The organism is Rufibacter sp. JT20002 (genome assembly GCF_056491185.1).
This window is the reverse complement of the sequence record NZ_JBSZJY010000001.1, coordinates 1,163,631-1,184,794: the sequence shown is the minus strand read 5'-3', so window position 1 is coordinate 1,184,794 and position 21,164 is coordinate 1,163,631. Positions and strand designations below refer to the sequence as shown.

Below are 21,164 nucleotides of genomic sequence, written 5' to 3'. Positions count from 1 at the left end.
CACAGCACTTTGGTAAATGCTGTGCCTTTAGAGGTAAACGTAATTAAGTTTCTTTTGATTTAAGTGCCTTTTACCAGAAGATGATGTAAAGGGCCGCTAAAATACCGCAAATCAAAACGGATAGTACCGCGAAGGTGGTGGTAGTCTTGAACATAGAAGAGTCAATCTCCAAACCTTTAGGATTGTGCTTGCTCTTAGAATCAAATAAAGTAATAAGAATCATTAACACCACGCACACCACAAACACAATACCCATCCGGTCCAGGAACGGGATCTCTGGGAACTGGAATTTCAAATAAGTAGAAAGTGGAATGGTCAATACCGCTGCGGTTAGAGCCGCGGCAGAAGTGGTGCGTTTCCAGAAGAAGCCCAGCGCGAAGATGGCAAACACACCCGGAGAGATAAAGCCGGTGTACTCCTGGATGTACTGGAACGCCTGGTCCAGGTTACGCAAGATAGGAGCCACCAAGATGGCGATGATAAAGGAAACCACCACGGTGATTTTACCAAAACCTACCAGTCTTGACTCGGAGGCGTTCTTGTTGAAGAACTTGCGGTAGATGTCCAGGGTGAAGATGGTAGAGATACTGTTTGCTTTACCCGCCAGAGACGCCACAATGGCAGCCGTAAGGGCCGCAAAAGACAAACCTTTCAAACCAACTGGCAACAGGTTTAGCAATACTGGGTACGCATGGTCTGGTTTAACGTGGCCTAATTCGTTGGCCATCTCGGCCTGGAACAAACCATTCTTATGCAATACATACGCCGCAATACCTGGCAATACCACAATCACAGGCATCATCAGTTTTAAGAAAGCAGCAAACAAAAGACCGCTACGGGCCGTGTTCAGGTCAGCACCCAAGGCACGCTGCGTGATGTACTGGTTACAGCCCCAGTAGTTCAGGTTCACAATCCACATACCGCCAATCAGAACAGAAAGGCCCGGTAAGTCCATGTAGGCATCGCGGGTTCCGCCTTCGCCGTTAGGGATCATGATCTCGCCTTCGGAAAGAATCATACTGAAGTGGTCAGCGGCCTCTTTGCGCAGGAAGCCTAAGCCGTCCCAGGCACCGGTACCGCCCAATTGATCAGATACCAGGTCAAGAGCAAGGTAGGTAGTAGCCAAACCGCCCAATACCAATACAAATACCTGAATTACGTCTGTGTAGCCAATTACTTTCATACCACCCAAGGTGATGAAGATCGCGAAGATGGCGCAACCATACATACAGTAGTAGAAGTCAATGCCTGTAATGGTTTCAATGGCCAGAGCCCCCAGGTACAGGATAGAAGAAAGGTTTACAAACACGTACACCAGAAGCCAGAAAACCGCCATGATGGTACTCACCGCATCGTTGTACCGGTGCGAGAGGAACTGAGGCATGGTGTAGATTTTGTTTTTGAGGTAGATAGGAATAAAGAACACAGCTACCACAATCAGCGTGGCTGCCGCCATCCACTCGTAAGTAGAGATGGCCAGACCCATGGCGAAACCAGAACCTGACATCCCGATGAATTGCTCCGCAGAGATGTTAGAAGCGATAAGGGAGGCTCCAATAGCCCACCAGGTAAGGGAACCCTCGGCCAGGAAGTAGTCCTTGGAGTCCATTTTTTCGTCTTTTTTCTGCCGGTAAATCCAGTATCCATACCCCGATACGATAAAGAAGTAGACCAGGAAGACAATGTAGTCAATGGTTTGTAAGCCCATAGTAAGAAGTGTGACGGTGTTTTGTTTGTTTATAAATTTTCAGACAGTTCGGTGAAGATATCTTTTTAATGGGTATGTTTTGTAATCTTAATATAAGAAATTTCTATTTTTTCCGGTTTCCGGGGTTTCTTCTCCGCAAAGAAGACTGACGTACAATCAATACCGGGTCCAGGACAATTTTACGGGGCGGGGTAGACACGCTTTGTTCCTCCTGCTTCAGGGTCATGAAAATGTTGGCCGCTTCCTGGCCCATAAGGGCTGTTTGCTGGTCAATGGTGGTTAGGCCGGGCGTAATGTAGGCGCTGAATGCTTCGTTGGCGAAGCCCACCAACCCAATCTGCCCGGGCTTGTTCCATTGTGTTTCTTTGATGGCCTGCAGGGCTCCCAGGGCGGTAAAGTCTTCCACGGCAAAAATGGCGTCAGGCCTGTTGGGTAGGTTTAGGAGCTGTTCTGCGCAAACCCGGCCCGAATCGATGGAGACTTTCCCGTACGTGATCAGGTCCCCGTCTACTTTCAGGCTATAGGCTTTCAGGGCATCTACGTACCCTCTCAGGCGCTCATGGAATATCTGGATGTGCTGGGGCCCCGAGATGTGGGCAATGCGCTGGTACCCTTGCCGGATAAGGTGCTCGGTGGCCATGTACGCACCTTTGTAGTCATCAATCACCACCGCGGGAACCTCAAGCTCATCAATGGCCCGGTCAAACAAGATCAAGGGGATCTTTCGCTTTTTCACCTCCAGAAAGTGGTCATACCGGGTGGTTTCCTTTGCAATGGAGGCAATGATGCCATCTACGTTTGACTGCAGCAGCGTCTGTATTCCTTGGGCCTCGTCTTCATACGATTCGTTTGTCTGGAACAGTAACACGCTATACCCTTGACTTTTGGCAATCTTCTCAATGCCGTGGATGACCGAGCCGAAGAAACTTATCTCGGCACTGGGGATGATGACCCCAATCACGAAGGTTTTACCAGACCGGAGCGAGGAAGCCGCGCGGTTCTGCTGGTAGTTTAACTCCTGAGCCGCTTTTCTGACACTCTCCTTTGTGGCCGCGCTGATAGACGGATGGTTGTTCAGCGCGCGGGATACCGTGGCGGCCGTGGTGTTCAGCTCCTTCGCAATATCATGGATAGTGGTCCTGCTCATGCTCCGTAATCGATTACGTAAATATAGAAGAATGTTTAACATTTTCGCAAAACAGCTGTTTAAAGCATGTTTTTGCCAAAAAGGTAGATAAGTGTAGTTTTTACATGTAAAAATTTAATAAATATGGCTATAAACGGGATGTAAAATGCAAAAAGTTAAAATAAAAACAGATAGGGGAAGGGGTTTGTCTAGGAATTTAAATTGGCAATTTGTAAATATGCAACGTAATCGATTACGTTATTTTAACGAATTGATAAATTTTCATCCTGCGGCCTGTTTGTTTTAAAAGATCTTATAGGTTCTCGTCTGAGGTAGTTTGCTTTTACAACTTTTAACTCTCGTTACATGAAAAAAAAGTTACCCAATGAAATGCAGCTAGTCTATGAATTCCAACGTCAGGGGCGGTGGAAACTCAGTAGTTGGCTTTTTGTGCTATCGGTTTGTCTGTTTATGAGCGCTTTTGCCTTTGAGGCAAGTGCCCAGGGAAGAACAGTGTCTGGCAGAGTGGTGAGTGCCCAGGGAGAAGGGTTGGCGGGTGTGACCGTTCTGGTGAAAGGAACCAGCAATGGCGCCTCCACCGATGCCAACGGCAACTATTCGCTTAACCTGGCAAGCGGCCAGGAAAACGGAACCCTTGTCGTGTCTTATATAGGTTTCACATCGCAGGAAGTGCCCATCTCCGGTCAGTCCACCTTGAACATCACCCTGCAGCCAGATGAGCAGACCCTGAACGAGGTGGTGGTGATTGGTTACCAAACCGTAAGGAAGCGTGACCTGACCGGCGCCGTTTCTGTGGTGAACCCAGAAGAATCTAACCGGGTGGTCGCCAACTCCGTGGCCGAATCTATCCAAGGGTTAACGCCAGGGGTGACGGTAAGAAACAGCGGAGCTCCCGGGCAAGGGGCCGTGATTGAGATCAGGGGAGCCGCCAGTTTTACAGACACCAACCCGCTGTATGTGATTGACGGCATGCTGTCAGACGCGAACTCCACCATCAACACCAATGATATTGAGTCTATCCAGATTTTGAAAGACGCCTCGGCGGCGGCCATCTACGGTTCGCGGGCGGCCAATGGCGTGGTGATCATCACCACCAAACAAGGCCAGGAAGGCCCCGCGCGCTTGAACCTCACTGCCCGTTTTGGGGTGCAACAGATCCCGAAACGCTGGGACATGATGAACAGCAGTGAGTTTGCGGCCATGCAGAGACAGCAGTTTGAGAACTCAGGTAAACCCATTCCCGCCAGCATTGTCAATCCGGTGTATGACACCGACTGGCAAGATGAACTGATGAGAATAGGGAATACCCAAGACTACAACGCCACTCTTTCCGGAGGGTCTGAGAGCGGCACTTATCTATTGTCAGGTAGCTATTTCACCAATAAAGGGGTTTTGAAAGGCTATGATTTCAACAGAGGAAGCTTTCGGGTGAACACCCGCGGCAAAAGAGGCCGGTTAACCTTTGGCGAGAACCTGCTGCTGACCAACACCAATAACGATGCTCCGGCAGAAGGAAACCCTTTCTATGACCTGCCGCAAATGCTTCCGGTGCTGCCTGTTCAGGGCTCCGAGTTTGTGGACCCTATCTATAACCCAGAAGGCTGGGCCATTGGTACAAACGAAGCCCGCACCTATGCCTGGAACTCCGTCGCGGTGAATAACCTGTGGCAGCGCAACAGCAATTTCGCTAAGATGGTGGGCAACGCGTTTGTGGATGTGAAGTTGGCCGATTGGGTAAGCTATAAGTTTGATGCAGGGTTAGAGGTAAGCTTTGACCACATCACCACCCTGCGCAAGATTGGCCGGATTCAATACCAACGGCCAGACGTGCCCAGCAGCATTGGGGAAAACCGTTCCAGGTTCCTGAATACCAAGTTTGACCATACCGTTAACTTCAACAAAGACATGGGTGTGCACCACGTGGACGGGGTGATTGGTTTTACCACGCAGCATGTCACCAGAGAGGAAACCATCGCGGGTCGTGATACACTGGCTTTGTACAACGGCCAGTACTTTACCACTATCGGTTCGGCCACGGGTACGTCTAGCGCCGGGGGAGGTATCCCGTTTGAATACCGCAACTACGGGTATCTGGGCCGTATCAACTACGTGTACAATGACCGGTATCTCTTCACCTTCACCGGTAGGGTAGACCAGGACTCCAGATTTGGCGAGGACTACAGAACCGGTTTCTTCCCTTCCTTCTCAGCCGCCTGGAGAATAAGCGAGGAAGAGTTCTTCCAAAACGACTGGGTAAATGATTTGAAGATCAACGCTTCTTACGGCGAGTTGGGTATTGTGCCGTTCTTAACTTCCTGGGAGTTTGTGGGCTTTGCCAACACCGCCCCAAGGGCCGTCTTCGGGCCGGGCCAAACGCCGGTGATAGGCGGATACCAGGCCAGATTGACCAACCCAGACATACGGTGGGAAAACCGGATTGTGAAAAACATTGGTTTGGATGCCAGTTTCCTGAACAACCGCATCAGTCTGGAGTTGAACGCCTACAATTCCTTGTCTAAGGACGCCTTGCTGGTTAACCTTCCGTTGGCCTATTACTTGGGTAACTTAGGGGGTAACCCGGCGGTAAACGCTGGTTCTATCAGAAACACCGGCTTTGAGATTGGGGTTACGTACCGCAGCACCGAGCGTGATTTCAAGTGGGATGTCTCTGCCAATGCCACCACTATTAATAATACCGTGGAAAGCGTGGGTAACCAGGGCGAGGGTAGAAACTACATCCAAACGGGCATCACCCGTACCCAGGTAGGTCGCTCTATTGGCGAGTGGTATGTGCTCAGAACAGATGGTCTCTTCCAAAGCCAAGAAGAGGTAGACGCCTACACCAATGCCGCCGGGGATGTGATCCAGCCAAACGCCAAGCCAGGTGACATCCGGTTTAAAGACATCAACGGAGACGGTCAGATCTCGGATGCAGACAGAGACTTCGCCGGTTCTCCTTGGCCTACCTTGCAAACCGGTGCCCAGTTCAACGCTTCTTACAGAGGACTAACGTTCAATGCCCAATTAGTGGGTGTTTTCGGAAACAAGCTCTTTAACGGGGTAAGACAAGTGCTGGACAGCTACCAGAACACCAACTTCCGCAGCGACATCAACCCTTGGAGACCAGACAACACCAACACCAGCGATCCTAGGATTGGGGTGAGTGAGGGAGATCCGGCTTTAACCCAGAACAACGTGTTTGGCAGTGACCGCTGGCTTTCCAATGGTTCTTACGTGCGCCTCAGAAACATTGAGATTGGGTATGCCCTGCCTCAGGCTTTCTCAAGCCGTCTGAATGTGCAGAATGCCCGGGTTTTTGTAAGCGGCCAGAACCTGCTCACCATCACAGACTATGATGGCTTGGACCCAGACGTGGTTGGAAACCAAGATCCAAACAACAGCTCCTTAAGAATTCAGGAGCGCGGATTTGATGCCGGTAACTGGCCGTCTAACCGCATTTTCTCTTTTGGTATTCAATTCGGATTTTAGTTTAAAGTTTAATAGAAGAAAATGAGAAAGATACTTTTTTGCTCATTGATAGCGGCGAGTCTGGCGGCAAGTTCCTGCCAAGACAACCTGGAGATAGAGAACCCCAATTCAGCCACCATAGAGTCCTTCTGGAGAACCAGTACCGATGCCCAGATGGGGGTGAATGCCATATACAGCACCTTGCACCGGTCGGGTCCGTCTAGATGGCTGCCGTTCCTGACCATTATCCGGTCAGATGAAGGGTTGAGCAACAGCCCGGCTGGTAACCTGAACAACGCCACCGATAAGTTTATCCAGCCAGATTACAACCTGGGCGAGGTGCGGGAGGTTTGGTCAGACATGTACGTGGGGATCAACCGCGCCAACCAGGTCTTGGACAACGTGCCCAACATTGCCATGGATGAAAGCCTAAAGCAGCGGCTGATTGGCGAAGCCAAGTTCCTGCGTGGTTTCTATTACTACCATCTGGCCAGTTTGTGGGGTAATGTGCCGTTGATGCTCGCGACGCCTAAGCCCACCGATGTACCGGCCACCTCTTCGCAGGCGGAAGTGTGGGCTCAGGTGCAGAAGGATTTGACGGAGGCGGCCGCGGCGCTGCCAGCCGTGTATCCTAACAGCGCTGACTTGGGCCGGGCCACCAAAGGGGCGGCGTATGCTTTGCTGGCCAAGGCGTTAATGCAACAAAAGAAATACAATGAAGCATTAACTCCTTTGCGGTGGTTGGTGGAAGACGAAGGAAGAAACATCTACAGCCTCATGCCCAACTACCGTGACAACTTCCTGATCACCCGGGAAAACAACCAGGAGTCTGTGTTTGAGATCCAGTTTGCGGAGAACCCCACCGAAAACCACGACGATGACACCGACCCCCGCACCGACCAGCTGAACTATGGCACTTCCATTGCGCAGTTCTTTGGCCCTCCGGGCATCGGCTGGACCGACGGGGAGGCGCACCGCTGGGTACCTCGGGAGTTCCTGAGAGAGAGAACTACCACTGGTGCCAGAGACCCAAGGCTGGAGGCTTCCTTCCTGTATGACTCCACAGATGAGCGGGGCCCCGCGTTTTCCATGATCTACGGGCAGACCATGGCCGACCGCTACCGTAACAACCCAGAGCATAGAAGCAGGGTGTTCTTCCGCAAGTTCCAGAACGACCACTGGAAAAACGTGGAAGGCTACCGCTCGCCTAACAACTGGCGCTTTATCCGGTACGCCGATGTGCTCCTGATGTATGCCGAGGCCATCAACGCCACATCTGGTCCTGCCAACGCTTACCAGTATGTAGACCGGGTAAGGCAAAGAGCCGGCTTGGCTCCGTTGTCAACCGCCATGCCTAATCTAACCCAGGAGCAGTTCCTGAACCAACTGAAGCACGAGCGCATCACGGAGCTTTCTGGCGAAGGACACCGCTGGAATGACCTGGCCCGCTGGGGTGACCTGGGGCCGCAGTTAGCCCCAAGAGATCCGGCATTTGCTAATTTCCAAGTAGGGAAGCATGAGTTCCTGCCTATCCCGCAGCTAGATCTGGACATCAACCCTAACCTGGTGCAGAACCCAGGTTGGTAAAATTCTAAAGCCGTGGAGCAATAAACTGCTTCACGGCCTTTTTTTACTCATTTTCTAAAAACACCATCTAAAAGCCTATGAAAAAATATCTACCATTTCTGTTGAGCTTGGGGTTATTAAGCCAACAAGAGGCCTTGGCTCAAGCCTTCACAGTGAAGAACCTTAACTTCGCAACCCAGCACGCCGATGTGTCTGCGGCAGACATAGACCGGGACGGCGACATGGATTTGCTCATCATGGGGGAAATATCGGGCACCGAGCGAGTGGTCCAGTTATTCCTGAACGATGGCAGCGGCAACTTCACCAAAACCGCTTCTCCCTTTTTGGCAGGGGCGTTTGCCTCCATTGACTGGGGCGATGTGGACAATGACGGCCGATTAGACGTGCTGCAGTCCGGTTTTGGTGCCAATGGCCCGTTCACGGCTTTGTTTAAGTCCAACGCCGCCGGGGTTTTCACCCAGCAAACCGTAGCCAACTTGCCACAAGTCACCCCCGGAACTGGTTTCGCTGACCTCAACAACGACGGCTACACCGATATCTACGTTTTCGGGAACGCCAACAACCAGCCTAATGACGCCAACCGGGCCAAGATCTTGTTCAACAACAAAAACGGGGGTTTCACAGAATCTGCCCAGTTTGCCGATTTCAGGTTCATAGACCCGGAGATCTCCCCGGTTGACTTTGACAAAGACGGTGACCTGGACCTGTTTGTGAACGGGTTTGAGCAGGTGAGCAACAGCCGCTTCTCAAAGATGTTTGTCAACACCAACGGCACGTTTGCCGTGAGAGATCTAGGCCTGATTCAGAAAGGGTTTGGCTCAGGCACCTGGGGCGATTATGATGCCGACGGTGACCTGGATCTGCTTTTGAACGGCGACGGCGGCGCTAACGGCGAGGCCGCCGATGACATCTACCGTCTGTACCGCAATACAAACGGAGCTTTCGCGGAGGCCACCACGTTCAGCACCTTCCGGCAGATTGCGGTAGGCGACGGGGGGCGTTTCGCCGATTGGGACAATGACGGTGACCTGGACGTGATCGTGACCGGTTGGAACGGAACCCGCCAAGCCACGGCCATTTACCTGAACAACGCCGGCACCTTCACCGCCATGACCAACAACGACCGTCTGCCTGGCGTTTCAGAAAGCTCCATTGAAGTAGCCGACATAGACGGGGACAACGATCTGGACCTGATGCTGACCGGGTTTTCCAATAATGAATACAACGGAGCTGGCAGTGGCCTCAATGATAAAGTGTCTTTAGTAGTGGTGAACCCAACTACGGCTGCCAATACCGCTCCTACCATGCCGGCCACTATCCAGGCAACCATGGGCACCGGAGGAGCTGTGACGTTTAGCTGGACCCCTTCCACCGATGCTACCACCGCCCAGAACTCTTTAAGCTACAACATCTTCTTGCAAGATAACACCGGCAAGTCCTACATCTTCCCGCTAGCCGATACCACCTCCGGAAAGCTGATGGTGCAGAAAATGGGTAATGTGCAGTTGAGCACCTCCTGGACCATCAAAGACTTGCCACAAGGCAGATACCGTTGGGGCGTGCAGGCCATTGACAACAGTTTGGTAGGGTCTCCTTTCATGAAAACCAGCTTTACCATTTCTAACGGCGTCTTGACGGGCATAGCTGATCAGAAGTTTGACTTAGACCTGCAGGTATACCCAAATCCGGCCCCGGGTAAGGTAAACGTAAAGCTGGAGAAAGGAAAGAAATACCAGTTGCAGGTAAGCACCCTGGATGGCCGTACCGTGAAAAGCCTATCGGCGGTGGGCAGTGTGCAACTGGCCTTAACTCCTGGTGTTTACATTCTGCAGGTAAACGATGCCAAAGGTGGCGTAGAAACCCGCAAAATAGTGGTGCAATAGCCGTTATGCCTCCAAACCCAATTTTCGAGTGAGTAGACAAAAGCGGTGATTTTAGGCTGTTTTTTAGAAACCAGGCCTGAAACACTGCTTTTGCCTCCCCTTGAAAAGCCAAGGGAAAATGAGCGTTTTATGAAATAGAAGTTGGGTGTTTTCACACGTTGACCTTTAACAATATGAAACGGAGGTTTAGCAAACCAAACCGAAAAAGACAGGCTTTGACCTTATTGGTACTATTGGCGATCCTCTTCCTGGAATCTATGGTGTAAGGAAACAAGGAGAGTGCCTTTGTGAGTCGCAGAAATGGAAAAGAATGAGGTGGGGCGAAATGGCCATGGGTTTAAAACATGTAAGCAAATGAAGTTACACAGAATAAAAAGTTGGTGCCTTTTGGCTGGGCTGCTTTTTGCCTTCGCTTGTAAAAGCAGCGAGGAAGATCCGGGCCCCGGGCCTGGGACCAACGATCCTGAAATCCACGCCGATGATTATCCGGCAGCGGATAACAGTTTTCCGTCATTAAGCATTGCCTGGAACTCTACTGCCACCAAGCTTTCGCATGAAGTGTATTTTGCTGAGTACGGCCGCATCCGGCGGGTGAAGGGAGACACGCTTCTGTTTACCTACCATTTCGGCACGCCCGGCAATGAGTGGGACAACATCGCTATCAAAAGGAGCATTGACGGGGGTGCCACCTGGTCTGCGCACGAAACCTTGATGGCCGACAACAACCCCAACTACTACGGGTTCTCCAACCCAGACATGCTGGTGCTGCAAGACGGGCGCGTGATCCTGGCCTATACCGGCCGCGGCAACCCCGATGACAATGCCCACGCCAACATCCAGATCCGGATTAGCAACGACCGCGGCTGGACCTTCGGGCCGCCGCAGATTGTCGCTACCGGCAGGTCCTGGGAGCCGGCCATGGTGCAGTTGCCAGACGGAGAGATTCAGCTCTTTTACTCCAGCGAGGCCAATTGGTGGGCAGGTCCGGGGTCTACGGCCCAGCAGCAGGAAATCTTAATGGTGCGCTCCACCGATAACGGCGCCACCTGGAAGAACCCCAAGCGGGTGGCCTACACCAGCGGCATGCGCGACGGCATGCCCGTTCCGGTGGTGCTGAAAGACAACAAAGGCATCGTGTTCCCCATTGAGTCAGTTAACAATACCAAGTCGCCCTGGGTGGTGTGGTCTTCCATGGATGCCCGCTGGGATTACCAGGGAACCGGAACCACGGCCAATGGCCGGAGGTGGTTAGCTACGGCAGAGAACATTTGGGGCGGAGCGCCTTACCTTATCCAACTCCCCTCAGGTGAGACCCTGCTGTCTTGCCAGGATGCCGGCGGAAGATCTGTGGGCGCAGACTGGAAAAAGAACACCATGCTGGTGATGGCCGGGAATAGCGTGGCCAAAAACTTCACCAACATTACGTATCCATGGCCCAATTTGCCCAACAACGAGGGAGCCTATTATTCCTCCATGTTTCTGAAAGATGCCAATACCGTGTGGCTGGTGACTACCCGTAACTTCAGCGATGGTCACAGCGAGGTATATCTCAAAGAGGGCCGCCTTGCCAGATAATGTAGCATTACCCTCTAGTGGGTGCAGAGAAAATCAAGTTTAACAAGCAAAGTCTAAAGCGTTTTCAGATGTTTAAGAGTAAAAGCAAAAAGCTGTTGTATGGTTTCCTTCTTTTTACAACGCTTGTCGCAAGCTGTAAGAAAGAGTCTGACAACGTTAACCCTACTCCGGTCAACCCCAACCCGCCGAGTACCAACCCCACCACGTTTACCAACCCGCTCCTGGCCAGTGGACCAGATCCATGGGTGGTGAGGGGTGGCAACTACTATTACTATACCCATACCGTGGGTGATAGGATTGTCTTATACAAAGTCCAGCATATTTCTCAGCTGAGCAAAGCCAGCAGCACCACTGTCTGGACCCCGCCTGGTACGGGAAGTTATTCCAGAAACATCTGGGCCCCAGAACTGCATCAACTCAACGGAAAATGGTACCTCTATTTTGCCGCCGATGACGGAAACGATGCCAACCACCGGATGTACGTGCTGGAGAACCTCGCCGCAGACCCCACTACCGGCGCCTGGACGCTCAAAGGCAAAATTTCTACGCCTTCAGACAAGTGGGCTATTGACGGATCGGTGTTTGAGCACAATGGGCAAACCTACTTTATGTGGTCTGGCTGGCAGGGAAACAATGACCCGGGCATCCAGCAGATTTACATTGCCAAAATGACCAACCCCTGGACCCTGGAAGGGGAGCGGGTCATGATCACGCGGCCTACCTTTAACTGGGAGATGAACGGGCTGGTGAACGAAGGGCCGCAAGCCCTCAAAAACAAAGACGGCAAGTTGTTCGTGGTCTATTCCGCCAGCGGGTGCTGGACCGATAGCTACTCCTTGGGAAGGCTGACCCTGCGCGACAACGGAAACCCGCTGAACCCTGATGACTGGATCAAGTCTCCTACTCCGGTACTGGCCACGAAAGCCGAAAACAACGCCTTCGGACCTGGGCACAACGGCTTCTTCAAATCACCAGACAATACCGAGGATTGGATCATTTACCACGCCAATTCTGTCGCGGGGCAAGGATGCGGTGGCACCCGGAACCCGCGCATCCAGGAGTTTACCTGGAACGCAGACGGCACCCCCAACTTTGGCGAACCAGTTAAAACCAATATCCCTATCCCACGGCCGTCTGGAGAAGTGCAGTAGCCTGGAGGTTAGGTTTCAGGCCATTTTGAGTCGAGGATTGGGTTGGAGGATGTGGTAGCTGACAGGGAAAGATAGCCCCTAAGGGATCAAAGGTTAAAATCAGAATAAGACGGTTTTCATAAAAACACTACCCCAATGCAGAAAAAACTACTTACTCTTTTAGCTGTCATTTGCCTGGCCACGGGTGCCTTTGCTCAACGCTCTGGGAGCTTTAACGGCCTGGAGGTGAACTTGGGAAATCTGTACCGCACCTCTAACGCCGAGACCCGCTCCATCAGCCCGGAAAACATTACCGGCGAGAAAGGCAAAGGCGGCATGACTCCCCTGGACAAAGGCGTGCACGGGCATCAGGCACGGGAACTGGGCCTTGGCTGGAAAGTAAACCCTTTTATGTGGATTGAAGGCGGCAAAACCATCACCTTAGCGGAAATCAACGGCTCGGGCGCCATTCAGCACATCTGGATGACGCCTACCGGAAATTGGCGCTATTCCATCTTAAGGGTGTATTGGGATGATGAAAAGGAACCCTCTGTGGAAGTGCCCGTAGGTGATTTCTTCGGGATGGGGTGGGGCGAGTACGCGCCGCTGAACTCCTTGGCTATTACCGTAAACCCCGGCAGCGCCTTCAACTCGTATTGGGTTATGCCCTTCCGGAAGAAGTGCCGGATCACCATGGAGAACACCAGTTCTGAGCGCATGAACCTGTTTTACCAGGTAGACTACACCCTCACCGATATCCCTAATGATGCGGCTTATTTCCACGCGCAGTTCCGGCGCAGCAATCCTACTAAAGGCTCTTTGTACACGTTGGTAGACGGCATCAAGGGCAAGGGCCAGTACGTGGGCACCTACATGGCCTGGGGCGTGAACAACAACGGTTGGTGGGGCGAAGGCGAGATCAAGTTCTACATGGACGGTGATAAAGATTTCCCTACCATCAACGGCACCGGTACTGAGGATTACTTCTGCGGCTCTTACAACTTTGAGAACAAGAAAACCCGCCAGTACGAGCCTTACTCCACAGCCTATGCCGGTCTGCACCAGGTCATCCGTCCGGATGGGTTGTACAACGCTCAGCAGAGGTTTGGCATGTACCGGTGGCACATTGTGGACCCGGTGAGGTTTGACAAAGACCTGCGCATCACCATTCAGGATCTGGGCTGGCGCAGCGAACACCGGTACCTGCCCCAACAGTCAGATATCAGTTCGGTGGTGTACTGGTACCAGATCGAGCCGCACGCTCCCTTCCCTAAATTACCTACCAAAAACGAGCTGGAGGTAAACTAAAGACCTCAATCCTTTGGGGCTGTTTTAAGGAAATCGGCTCAGAAGCAGGAATAAAAAATTGGTTGGTTTCACGCCTAGGCGCGTGGGGCAAATTCAACCTAATATGGACACGATGAAACAGAATAGACTTTACCTACTGGCCTTGGTGCTGTGCCTGCTTACCCAAGGCTGCTTCTGGAAAGGCTCGGCATCTGAAACGGCTACCAAACCCCGCCCCGTCTGGACGAAAAAACAGGCGCACGCTTGGTATGACAAACAAGGGTTTCTTATTGGGCCCAACTTCTCGCCCAGCACTGCCATTAACCAACTGGAGATGTGGCAAGCCGAGACTTTTGACACTGCCACCATCAACCGGGAACTGGGCTGGGCGCAGGCTATAGGCATGAACACGGCCCGGGTGTACCTGCATGACCTGCTCTACCTGCAAGATTCCATTGGGTTCCTGAACCGGTTGGATACCTTTCTGGAGATATCGGCGCGGCATAACATCAAACCTATGCTGGTGATCTTTGATTCGGTTTGGGATCCGCATCCTAAATTAGGGAAACAGCGGGAGCCAAGGCCGCACGTGCATAACTCAGGTTGGGTGCAAAGCCCCGGGTACACGGCCCTGCAGGACTCTACCCACTATCCACGCCTAGAGCGGTATGTGAAAGGAGTGATTGGCCGGTTTGCCAAAGACAAGCGCGTCTTGGCTTGGGACATCTGGAACGAACCGTACAACATCAACGAAGGAGCCGCCTACGGAAAACAGGAGTTACCTAATAAGTTGACGTATGTGCTGCCCCTGTTGAAGAAAAGCTTTGTCTGGGCCCGGTCTATGAATCCTTCACAACCCGTAACGGCAGCGGTCTGGGCGGGAGATTGGTCTACCCACGAAGGCCTAAGCCCTATTCAAAAAGTGATGATTGATGAATCTGACATCATTACGTTTCACAACTATGACAACCCGCAGGAACTGGAGAAACGCATTGTTTGGCTACAGCGCTACGGCAAACCGATGATCTGCACCGAGTACATGGCCCGTCCTAATGGCAGTACCTTTCAGAGTTCTCTGCCCATTGCCAAGAAATACAACGTAGGCATGATTAATTGGGGCTTCGTGGCCGGAAAAACGCAGACCATCTACCCTTGGGATTCCTGGGAAAAGACCTACACCGCCGAACCTAGCCTGTGGTTTCATGACATTTTCAGGCCAGACGGCACCCCTTACCGGCAAGAAGAAGTAGACCTAATTAAAAGCATGACCAAAGCAAAGACCAAAGACACCGCAACGCAGTAAAGAGGAGGGTTCCGTTTTAGGGCAGTCTTAAAGAAAACGGGCCTTAAACAGGAGCTAACCTCTGGGCACTTAAGCCATAACCAGAAGCCAGGTGCTCTCGGCTATACAGTAAGGATACCTCGTTTTGATGGAAGAATGAAGCAGTATTGGAGTAGAATAAGCGTTTTTTTAATCTGCCAGGCCCTATGGTTGCTGGGGTGTAAACCCAGTGGCGTCTTAGATAAGCCGGCAGAAACCCAGACCGGTACGGCAGAGGCCGCGCTGTACTTTACCAACCCGGTAAGGGATGGGGCAGACCCGTGGGTGATCAAAAAAGACGGGATTTATTATTCCTGTGCATCTGGTTCTGGCACTATCTACGTCTCGCAATCCTCGAAATTGACCAAGCTGGGCGAACGGGTGCCGGTCTGGAAAGCACCTGCCACTGGCTGGAATGCACACAACATCTGGGCCCCTGAGATTCATCACCTGCAAGGCAAATGGTACATTTATTACGCGGCCGGAAAAGAGCCCGGTGGGCCGTTCATCCACCAGAAATCGGGGGTGCTTGAGTCCACCACCGATAGTCCGTTTGGACCGTACGTAGACAAAGGCATGCTGTACACCGGAGACAGCCTGCAGCATCCGGCCTCGGTGAGGTGGGCCATAGATGTATCGCCGTTTTACCTGAACGGGCAGCTGTACGCCGTTTGGTCGGGCTGGGAGCAGAACGCCACCACTGATAGAACCAAGCAGCATCTGTACATCGCCAAGATGAGCAACCCTTGGACTATTTCCTCTAACCGGTCTAAGATTTCTTCGCCCACGGAACCGTGGGAAACGGGTGGGGAACTGGACCTGAACGAAGGCCCCGAGCTGCTGAAGAAAAACGAAAAGGCTTTCCTGATCTATTCCTGCCGCGAATCCTGGTTGAAAGACTATAGGCTGGGGCAGTTGACTTTAGTCGATACGTTAGCCGATCCCATGCAGGCCAGTAATTGGGTAAAGTCCAGCGGACCGGTTTTCCAGAGCACAGCTGATGTGTTAGGGGTAGGACACTGCAGTTTCACCACCTCGCCAGACAACACCGAAGATTGGATTCTGTACCACGCGAAGAAATCTGAAAAGCCGGGGTGGCAGCGCGACATCCGGATGCAGAAATTCACCTGGACTTCTGATGGATATCCGGTCTTCGGCGCACCGGTCTCTTCGGGTGTGCCTCTGCGGGTGCCTTCCGGCGAGAAGTAGGAACTCAGCCCTTTCAAACCTTGGGTGCAGATAAAATTAACGATGAAGCAACTCTCTTTTTCTATGATGAATAAACATATACTCTCCTTGTCAGCCGCGGTAATGGGTCTTCTGACTTTTTCCTGCAACGTGAATCAGGGCCCAGATGCCAAAAGCACCGCCAAAGCTCCGGTGGCTACCACCCAGGCGGTTACTTATAGCAATCCCGTACTGCCCGGCGACTACGCAGACCCCTCGGTGGTGCGCGTAGGCGATGACTACTGGGCTACTGCTACTTCTTCTGAGTGGGCTCCCTTGTACCCCATTTTGCACTCAAAGAACCTGGTAGATTGGGAAACCGTGGGGCACGTCTTCCCTAATAAGCTGCCAGATTGGGCCGAGGCGCATTTTTGGGCCCCCGAGATTACCTATGACAAAGGCAAGTACTACATCTATTACACCGCTAAAAAGAAAGGCGGCAACCTGTGCGTAGGCGTGGCCAGCGCCACCAAAGCCACCGGCCCGTACACCGATTTAGGGCCATTGGTCTGCCAGGAAGTGGGCTCTATTGACGGGTTCCCTATGCGCGACGAAAAAGGCGAGCTGTACTTGATCTGGAAGGAAGACGCTAACAGCGTAGGCAAACCCACCCCGCTCTGGGGCCAGCGCATGAACGAGGAAAGAACCGCCCTCACCGGAGAGAAGTTTGAGCTGTTCCGGAACGAGAAAGGCACCTGGGAGGGAGGTCTGGTAGAAGGTCCGGCCCTGATCAAGCGAAACGATTACTATTACCTCTTCTATGCCGGTGATGCCTGCTGTGGTCGGGCGTGTACCTACGGCGTGGGCGTAGCCCGGTCTAAAAGATTGCAGGGGCCTTGGGAGAAATACGCCGGGAACCCCATCATGAAGAAAAATGAGGCTTGGACCTGCCCGGGCCATGGTACCGTGGTTTCTGACGGAAAAGGCCGCGATTATTTCATGTATCATGCCTACAGCGCCAACAGCACGGTGTACCCGGGCCGCCAAGGATTGCTGGATGAAATCATCTGGGGTACAGATGGCTGGCCTTCCTTCAAAAACAGTTCGCCGTCTTTAACGGCTGCGGCGCCTTACAACACCAACGCCAAGGAGGTAGTGGATGTGCAGGAGGAGTTCACCGCCGCCAGATTAGCGCCCACCTGGCAGTGGTTTGTAGAGCAAACACCAAAGTTCACCGTGCAGGCAGGAAAAGGTGGCCGCCTGGTGCTGCAAGCCTCCCCAGAAAAAGTAGGCAGCGTGTTGAGCAAACGAACCGTGGAAGCAGATTATACCGCCACTACCGCCATCAACCTGCGTCAGTTAGCGGCAGGGGTATCAGCGGGGTTGGCCGCGGTAGGTGATCCACAGAACGCTATTGGCGTTTCGGTGCAAAATGGGCAAATCTCGCTGTGGACGTTGAAGGAAAACAAGGAAGACGTACACGCAAAAGTGGCCGCTCCGCAGGCAGACCTGCTCCAGTTCAAGCTTACCGCCACCAAAGGCGACCAGCTGCAATTCGCCTGGAGCACCGATGGTACCAGCTGGAATAACTTGAACGAAGGGAAAGCCCTCAACGGAGACTTCCTGCCACCCTGGGACCGGGGCGTGCGCATAGGCTTGACGGCAAAAGGCCCGGTTGGCGCAACCGCCGTATATGAGTGGTACCGCTTGGTACATTAAAGCTCATCAGACCCACCCAGGGGCAATCTATAAGTACCTCTAGTTTAGAGCCGCTTCGGGCCTGTTTACACGAAAACAGGCCCGAAGCGGCTCTTTTTCTTTAGTCGCGCTAGCACAGCAGCTTCTCTGTTCTAAAGCAGTTTTCCTGAAAGTGGCTTGAAAGCCTAAAGTTGTTTGGTTTTAGGGTAACAAGGCAGAAGCAACTAAAAGTCAGGTTCAGGGTACTACTTAAGATTGGCGCTGCTTACTTTTTTGAGGTATGGACAAGGACATAAAACTGACCGAAGACTTTTATGAGTTCCAGAAAAACGAATGGAGGGTTGCCCGGGTCTTCTGGATTCTGATGGGGCTGATTTTGCTGGCGGCTGCCTTGGGGCTTTTCGGAAAGGGGCTGCTCAGTGACAAAACCTTTAAGGCCCATGGGGTGCAGATGGAGTACAACAAGTTCATGCGGGTAGAGAAAGGCACCGAGCTGCTGGTGCATGTTGCCCGGTTAGAGCCCTCTGCCAAAATCAGTTTCAACAATGACTATATCAGAAAAGTACGGATTGACCAGATTATTCCAGAGCCGGCCTCGGTAGAGGTAAAGGACAATCAGTTGATTTACACTTTCAGCTCCATCCAGAACGGGCTTATTGCCTTTTACCTGGTGCCTTATAAAACAGGTGCTCAGCGCTTAGAAGTCACCGTTGGCAAGGCGCGGATGACCGTTAACCAATACGTTTATTTTTAAAAGCTTAAACCTGCTGCTATGGAATCCATTATTTTACGGGCCTTGATCGTCTACATGTTAGTGTTCCTCATCCTCCGGATGGCAGGAAAACGTACCCTGGGCGAGATGACTGCTTTTGATCTGGTGCTGCTTTTAATTATCAGTGAGGCGGTGCAGAACGCCCTGGTAGACGACGATAAATCCATCACCGGTAGTATGCTGGTCATCCTCACCATGGTGTTTGCCGATGTCATCGTCTCGCTGGCCACAAACAAATTCAGGTTTCTGGATAGCTTAGTCAACGGCATTCCGCTCATTATCCTGGAGAACGGCAAACCTTTGCTAGACCGGATGAACAAGGCCCGGCTGCAGGAAGACGATATTCTGGAAGCCGCCCGTAAAACGCAGGGTCTGGAAAACATGGACCAGATAAAGTACGCCGTCCTGGAGAAAGATGGGTCTATCAGTATCATTCCCTTCCATTTAAATGAAAATGGTATTAAACCAGACATCATTAAAGAAACCTAACTCACCTGGAATGGAGGCTTTTAATTAAATCAGGTCAAAAGCCCGGGCGTACTGCGAGATGTCAAAGGAAGAGTGGGTGTTCAGCTTCAATTTGATGTTGCGGCGGTGGGTGTTGACTGTTTTCTCTGAGATGCACATATCCTGTGAGATTTCAAGCGAGCTTTTGCCTAAGGCTACCTGTTTCAAGACTTCCTTTTCACGAGGGCCCAACTGCGCGTATTGGTGAAAGTGCTGACGCAGGAAGGTGTTTTCCTCCATAATCCGTTTGACCTTGGCCGTAATGTGGTGGGTAGGATCCACGCAGATAGCCGTGGTGATGGCTAGTAATGGCAGGCCTTTATTGTCTTTCATCAAGATCTTGACGGCGCTCAGGTGCAGCATCCAATCATCGGTGTCATGGAACCGTACCTGCTGAAAAAAAGAGATGACTTCCTGTTCATCGTTCCGCTCAAACAGGCCTTTGATCAGTTTGGGAACGTACTCGGCAGACTCTACCGGGTTGAAAAACCGCGTATGGAATTCTGGCCCCATTTGCTGCAACTCCTCCAGCGTGGCCCCAATCTGCTGTAAGCCTCTGGGTGACATGTACTCCACTGCCAGGTTGTTCTGGATGTTGTGGATGACCACCACTCCTGGAATCAAATGGGCAAAAGACGCAACCTCTGAGATTCTCTCCTCTATCTCTTGCCTAAGGTATGGGGTAGACGTAACGTTCATGGTTGAGTTGTAAGTGAAAGCCTTCTGTAAAACTATATTTTTTAAGGAATTTTTAGGCCTTTTTCTGCTTTATTTGGCTGAAAAAGCAGAAAATTGATCAAGAACAGTATCAAGTAGAGTGCGAGGAAAGCTATAGAAGCAAAGAACATGACAAAAGGGAGGGGTTGATCCTCTATCATACGACAACCCTGTAAGAACTTTGTATTTAAGAGATATTTGGGGAGACAGGAGTTTGAAGAGGAGAGAGGTTGGGCTGAAACAAAAATGCTGCCTACAAGTTTAAGCAACTAGGCTTCGTTTCGGAAGTACAACCAAGTTTTTTCCAATGTCAATTTCCCTGCTTTCTAAGTTGCGCTATCTCTCTTTTGTATTGCTTTCCTTGGTGGTCATGAGTTGCCAGGAGACCGTGGTAGCACCTAAAAGATCTCTCACCCTGGATCAGGAACAATTGCTTCTGGGTAACCCCAGCGGCGCCACGGCAGATGCCAACAACGAGAATAACTATCTTATTTCGCGATCTCAGTATGTGCTATCCTACAGCCGGGCCCGGGCTACCCCTAATTGGGTAAGCTGGCACGTGAGTCCGGATTGGCTAGGAACCGCTCCCCGGCAAGATGATTTCAGGGCAGACGCCAGCCTCCCCGAAGGTTGGTACCGGGTTACGGCCTCCAGCTACTCAGGCAGTGGCTTTGACCGGGGGCACAATGTTCCCTCGGCAGACAGGACCAAGACCGCCCAAGACAACTCCGCCACCTTTCTGATGAGCAACATGATTCCGCAGGCGCCAAAAAATAACCAGGAAACCTGGGGCAACCTGGAGGACTACACCCGGGAGTTGGTGCAGGAAGGGATGGAAGCCTACGTGATCATGGGCAGCTACGGAGAAGGAGGCACCGGCAGTAACGGAACCCTCAAAACCATAGACAACGGAAGAGTCTCCGTTCCGGCCCGCATCTGGAAAGTCATAGTAGTCTTGCCGCAGGGAGAGGATGACCTAACCCGTATTTCCTCCAGTACCCGGGTGATTGCCGTTGACACGCCAAACAAAAACACTGTAAGTACCAACTGGGAAACCTACCTGACCACGGTAGACGCTATTGAGCAATCCACCGGCTATGACCTGCTTTCGGCTTTACCCAAGCAGCTACAACAGGTATTGGAATCCCGGAAAGACAGTAGAGCCCTTCCAAAATAAAACCTTTGGGCATTTTCTGG

The 21,164-nt window shown here is 52.0% G+C and carries 15 protein-coding genes; 12 read left to right on the top strand and 3 right to left on the bottom strand.

Annotated features, from left to right (window positions below):
- Nucleotides 1–70 precede the first annotated feature (70 nt).
- Nucleotides 71–1,708: a sodium/sugar symporter gene (locus tag ACW9SV_RS04580; protein ID WP_479555557.1), complete on the bottom strand. Its 1,638-nt coding sequence runs from the start codon at nucleotides 1,706–1,708 to the stop codon at nucleotides 71–73.
- Nucleotides 1,709–1,811: 103 nt separating this feature from the next.
- The gene (locus ACW9SV_RS04575; RefSeq protein ID WP_479555556.1) at nucleotides 1,812–2,855 is read right to left on the bottom strand and encodes a LacI family DNA-binding transcriptional regulator; all 1,044 of its coding nucleotides are present in this window, start codon (nucleotides 2,853–2,855) and stop codon (nucleotides 1,812–1,814) included.
- A 345-nt stretch (nucleotides 2,856–3,200) separates the two neighbouring features.
- Between ACW9SV_RS04575 and ACW9SV_RS04570 the strand changes: the two genes are divergently transcribed.
- The 11 genes from ACW9SV_RS04570 (at nucleotide 3,201) to ACW9SV_RS04520 (ending at nucleotide 19,232) form a co-directional block, all read left to right on the top strand.
- Nucleotides 3,201–6,344, top strand: coding sequence for a SusC/RagA family TonB-linked outer membrane protein (locus ACW9SV_RS04570; protein WP_479555555.1), 3,144 nt, complete (start codon nucleotides 3,201–3,203; stop codon nucleotides 6,342–6,344).
- 21 nt (nucleotides 6,345–6,365) lie between these two features.
- A complete protein-coding gene (locus tag ACW9SV_RS04565; protein ID WP_479555554.1) occupies nucleotides 6,366–7,910 on the top strand; it encodes a RagB/SusD family nutrient uptake outer membrane protein in 1,545 nt (514 codons plus the stop codon).
- A gap of 77 nt (nucleotides 7,911–7,987) precedes the next feature.
- Nucleotides 7,988–9,793, top strand: coding sequence for a T9SS type A sorting domain-containing protein (locus ACW9SV_RS04560; RefSeq protein WP_479555553.1), 1,806 nt, complete (start codon nucleotides 7,988–7,990; stop codon nucleotides 9,791–9,793).
- 354 nt (nucleotides 9,794–10,147) lie between these two features.
- Nucleotides 10,148–11,368, top strand: a complete 1,221-nt coding sequence (locus tag ACW9SV_RS04555; RefSeq protein WP_479555552.1) for a sialidase family protein — start codon at nucleotides 10,148–10,150, stop codon at nucleotides 11,366–11,368.
- A 68-nt stretch (nucleotides 11,369–11,436) separates the two neighbouring features.
- The gene (locus tag ACW9SV_RS04550) at nucleotides 11,437–12,519 is read left to right on the top strand and encodes a glycoside hydrolase family 43 protein (RefSeq protein WP_479555551.1); all 1,083 of its coding nucleotides are present in this window, start codon (nucleotides 11,437–11,439) and stop codon (nucleotides 12,517–12,519) included.
- A 135-nt stretch (nucleotides 12,520–12,654) separates the two neighbouring features.
- Nucleotides 12,655–13,806, top strand: coding sequence for a glycoside hydrolase family 172 protein (locus tag ACW9SV_RS04545; RefSeq protein WP_479555550.1), 1,152 nt, complete (start codon nucleotides 12,655–12,657; stop codon nucleotides 13,804–13,806).
- Between the two features lie 103 nt (nucleotides 13,807–13,909).
- Nucleotides 13,910–15,088 carry a cellulase family glycosylhydrolase gene (locus tag ACW9SV_RS04540; RefSeq protein WP_479555549.1) on the top strand — a complete coding sequence of 393 codons (1,179 nt, stop codon included), beginning with the start codon at nucleotides 13,910–13,912 and terminating at the stop codon, nucleotides 15,086–15,088.
- Between the two features lie 135 nt (nucleotides 15,089–15,223).
- On the top strand, nucleotides 15,224–16,315 hold the full coding sequence (locus tag ACW9SV_RS04535) for a glycoside hydrolase family 43 protein (protein WP_479555548.1): 1,092 nt from the start codon (nucleotides 15,224–15,226) through the stop codon (nucleotides 16,313–16,315).
- 63 nt (nucleotides 16,316–16,378) lie between these two features.
- The gene (locus ACW9SV_RS04530) at nucleotides 16,379–17,992 is read left to right on the top strand and encodes a family 43 glycosylhydrolase (protein WP_479555547.1); all 1,614 of its coding nucleotides are present in this window, start codon (nucleotides 16,379–16,381) and stop codon (nucleotides 17,990–17,992) included.
- A 259-nt stretch (nucleotides 17,993–18,251) separates the two neighbouring features.
- Nucleotides 18,252–18,725, top strand: a complete 474-nt coding sequence (locus tag ACW9SV_RS04525) for a hypothetical protein (RefSeq protein WP_479555546.1) — start codon at nucleotides 18,252–18,254, stop codon at nucleotides 18,723–18,725.
- 18 nt (nucleotides 18,726–18,743) lie between these two features.
- A complete protein-coding gene (locus ACW9SV_RS04520; protein WP_479555545.1) occupies nucleotides 18,744–19,232 on the top strand; it encodes a DUF421 domain-containing protein in 489 nt (162 codons plus the stop codon).
- A gap of 24 nt (nucleotides 19,233–19,256) precedes the next feature.
- Here the strand turns inward: ACW9SV_RS04520 and ACW9SV_RS04515 are convergent, their stop codons facing one another.
- Nucleotides 19,257–19,949, bottom strand: a complete 693-nt coding sequence (locus ACW9SV_RS04515) for a response regulator transcription factor (RefSeq protein WP_479555544.1) — start codon at nucleotides 19,947–19,949, stop codon at nucleotides 19,257–19,259.
- A gap of 325 nt (nucleotides 19,950–20,274) precedes the next feature.
- On the opposite strand from ACW9SV_RS04515, the gene ACW9SV_RS04510 reads away from it, so the two are divergent.
- Nucleotides 20,275–21,144: a DNA/RNA non-specific endonuclease gene (locus ACW9SV_RS04510; protein WP_479555543.1), complete on the top strand. Its 870-nt coding sequence runs from the start codon at nucleotides 20,275–20,277 to the stop codon at nucleotides 21,142–21,144.
- Nucleotides 21,145–21,164: the final 20 nt, after the last annotated feature.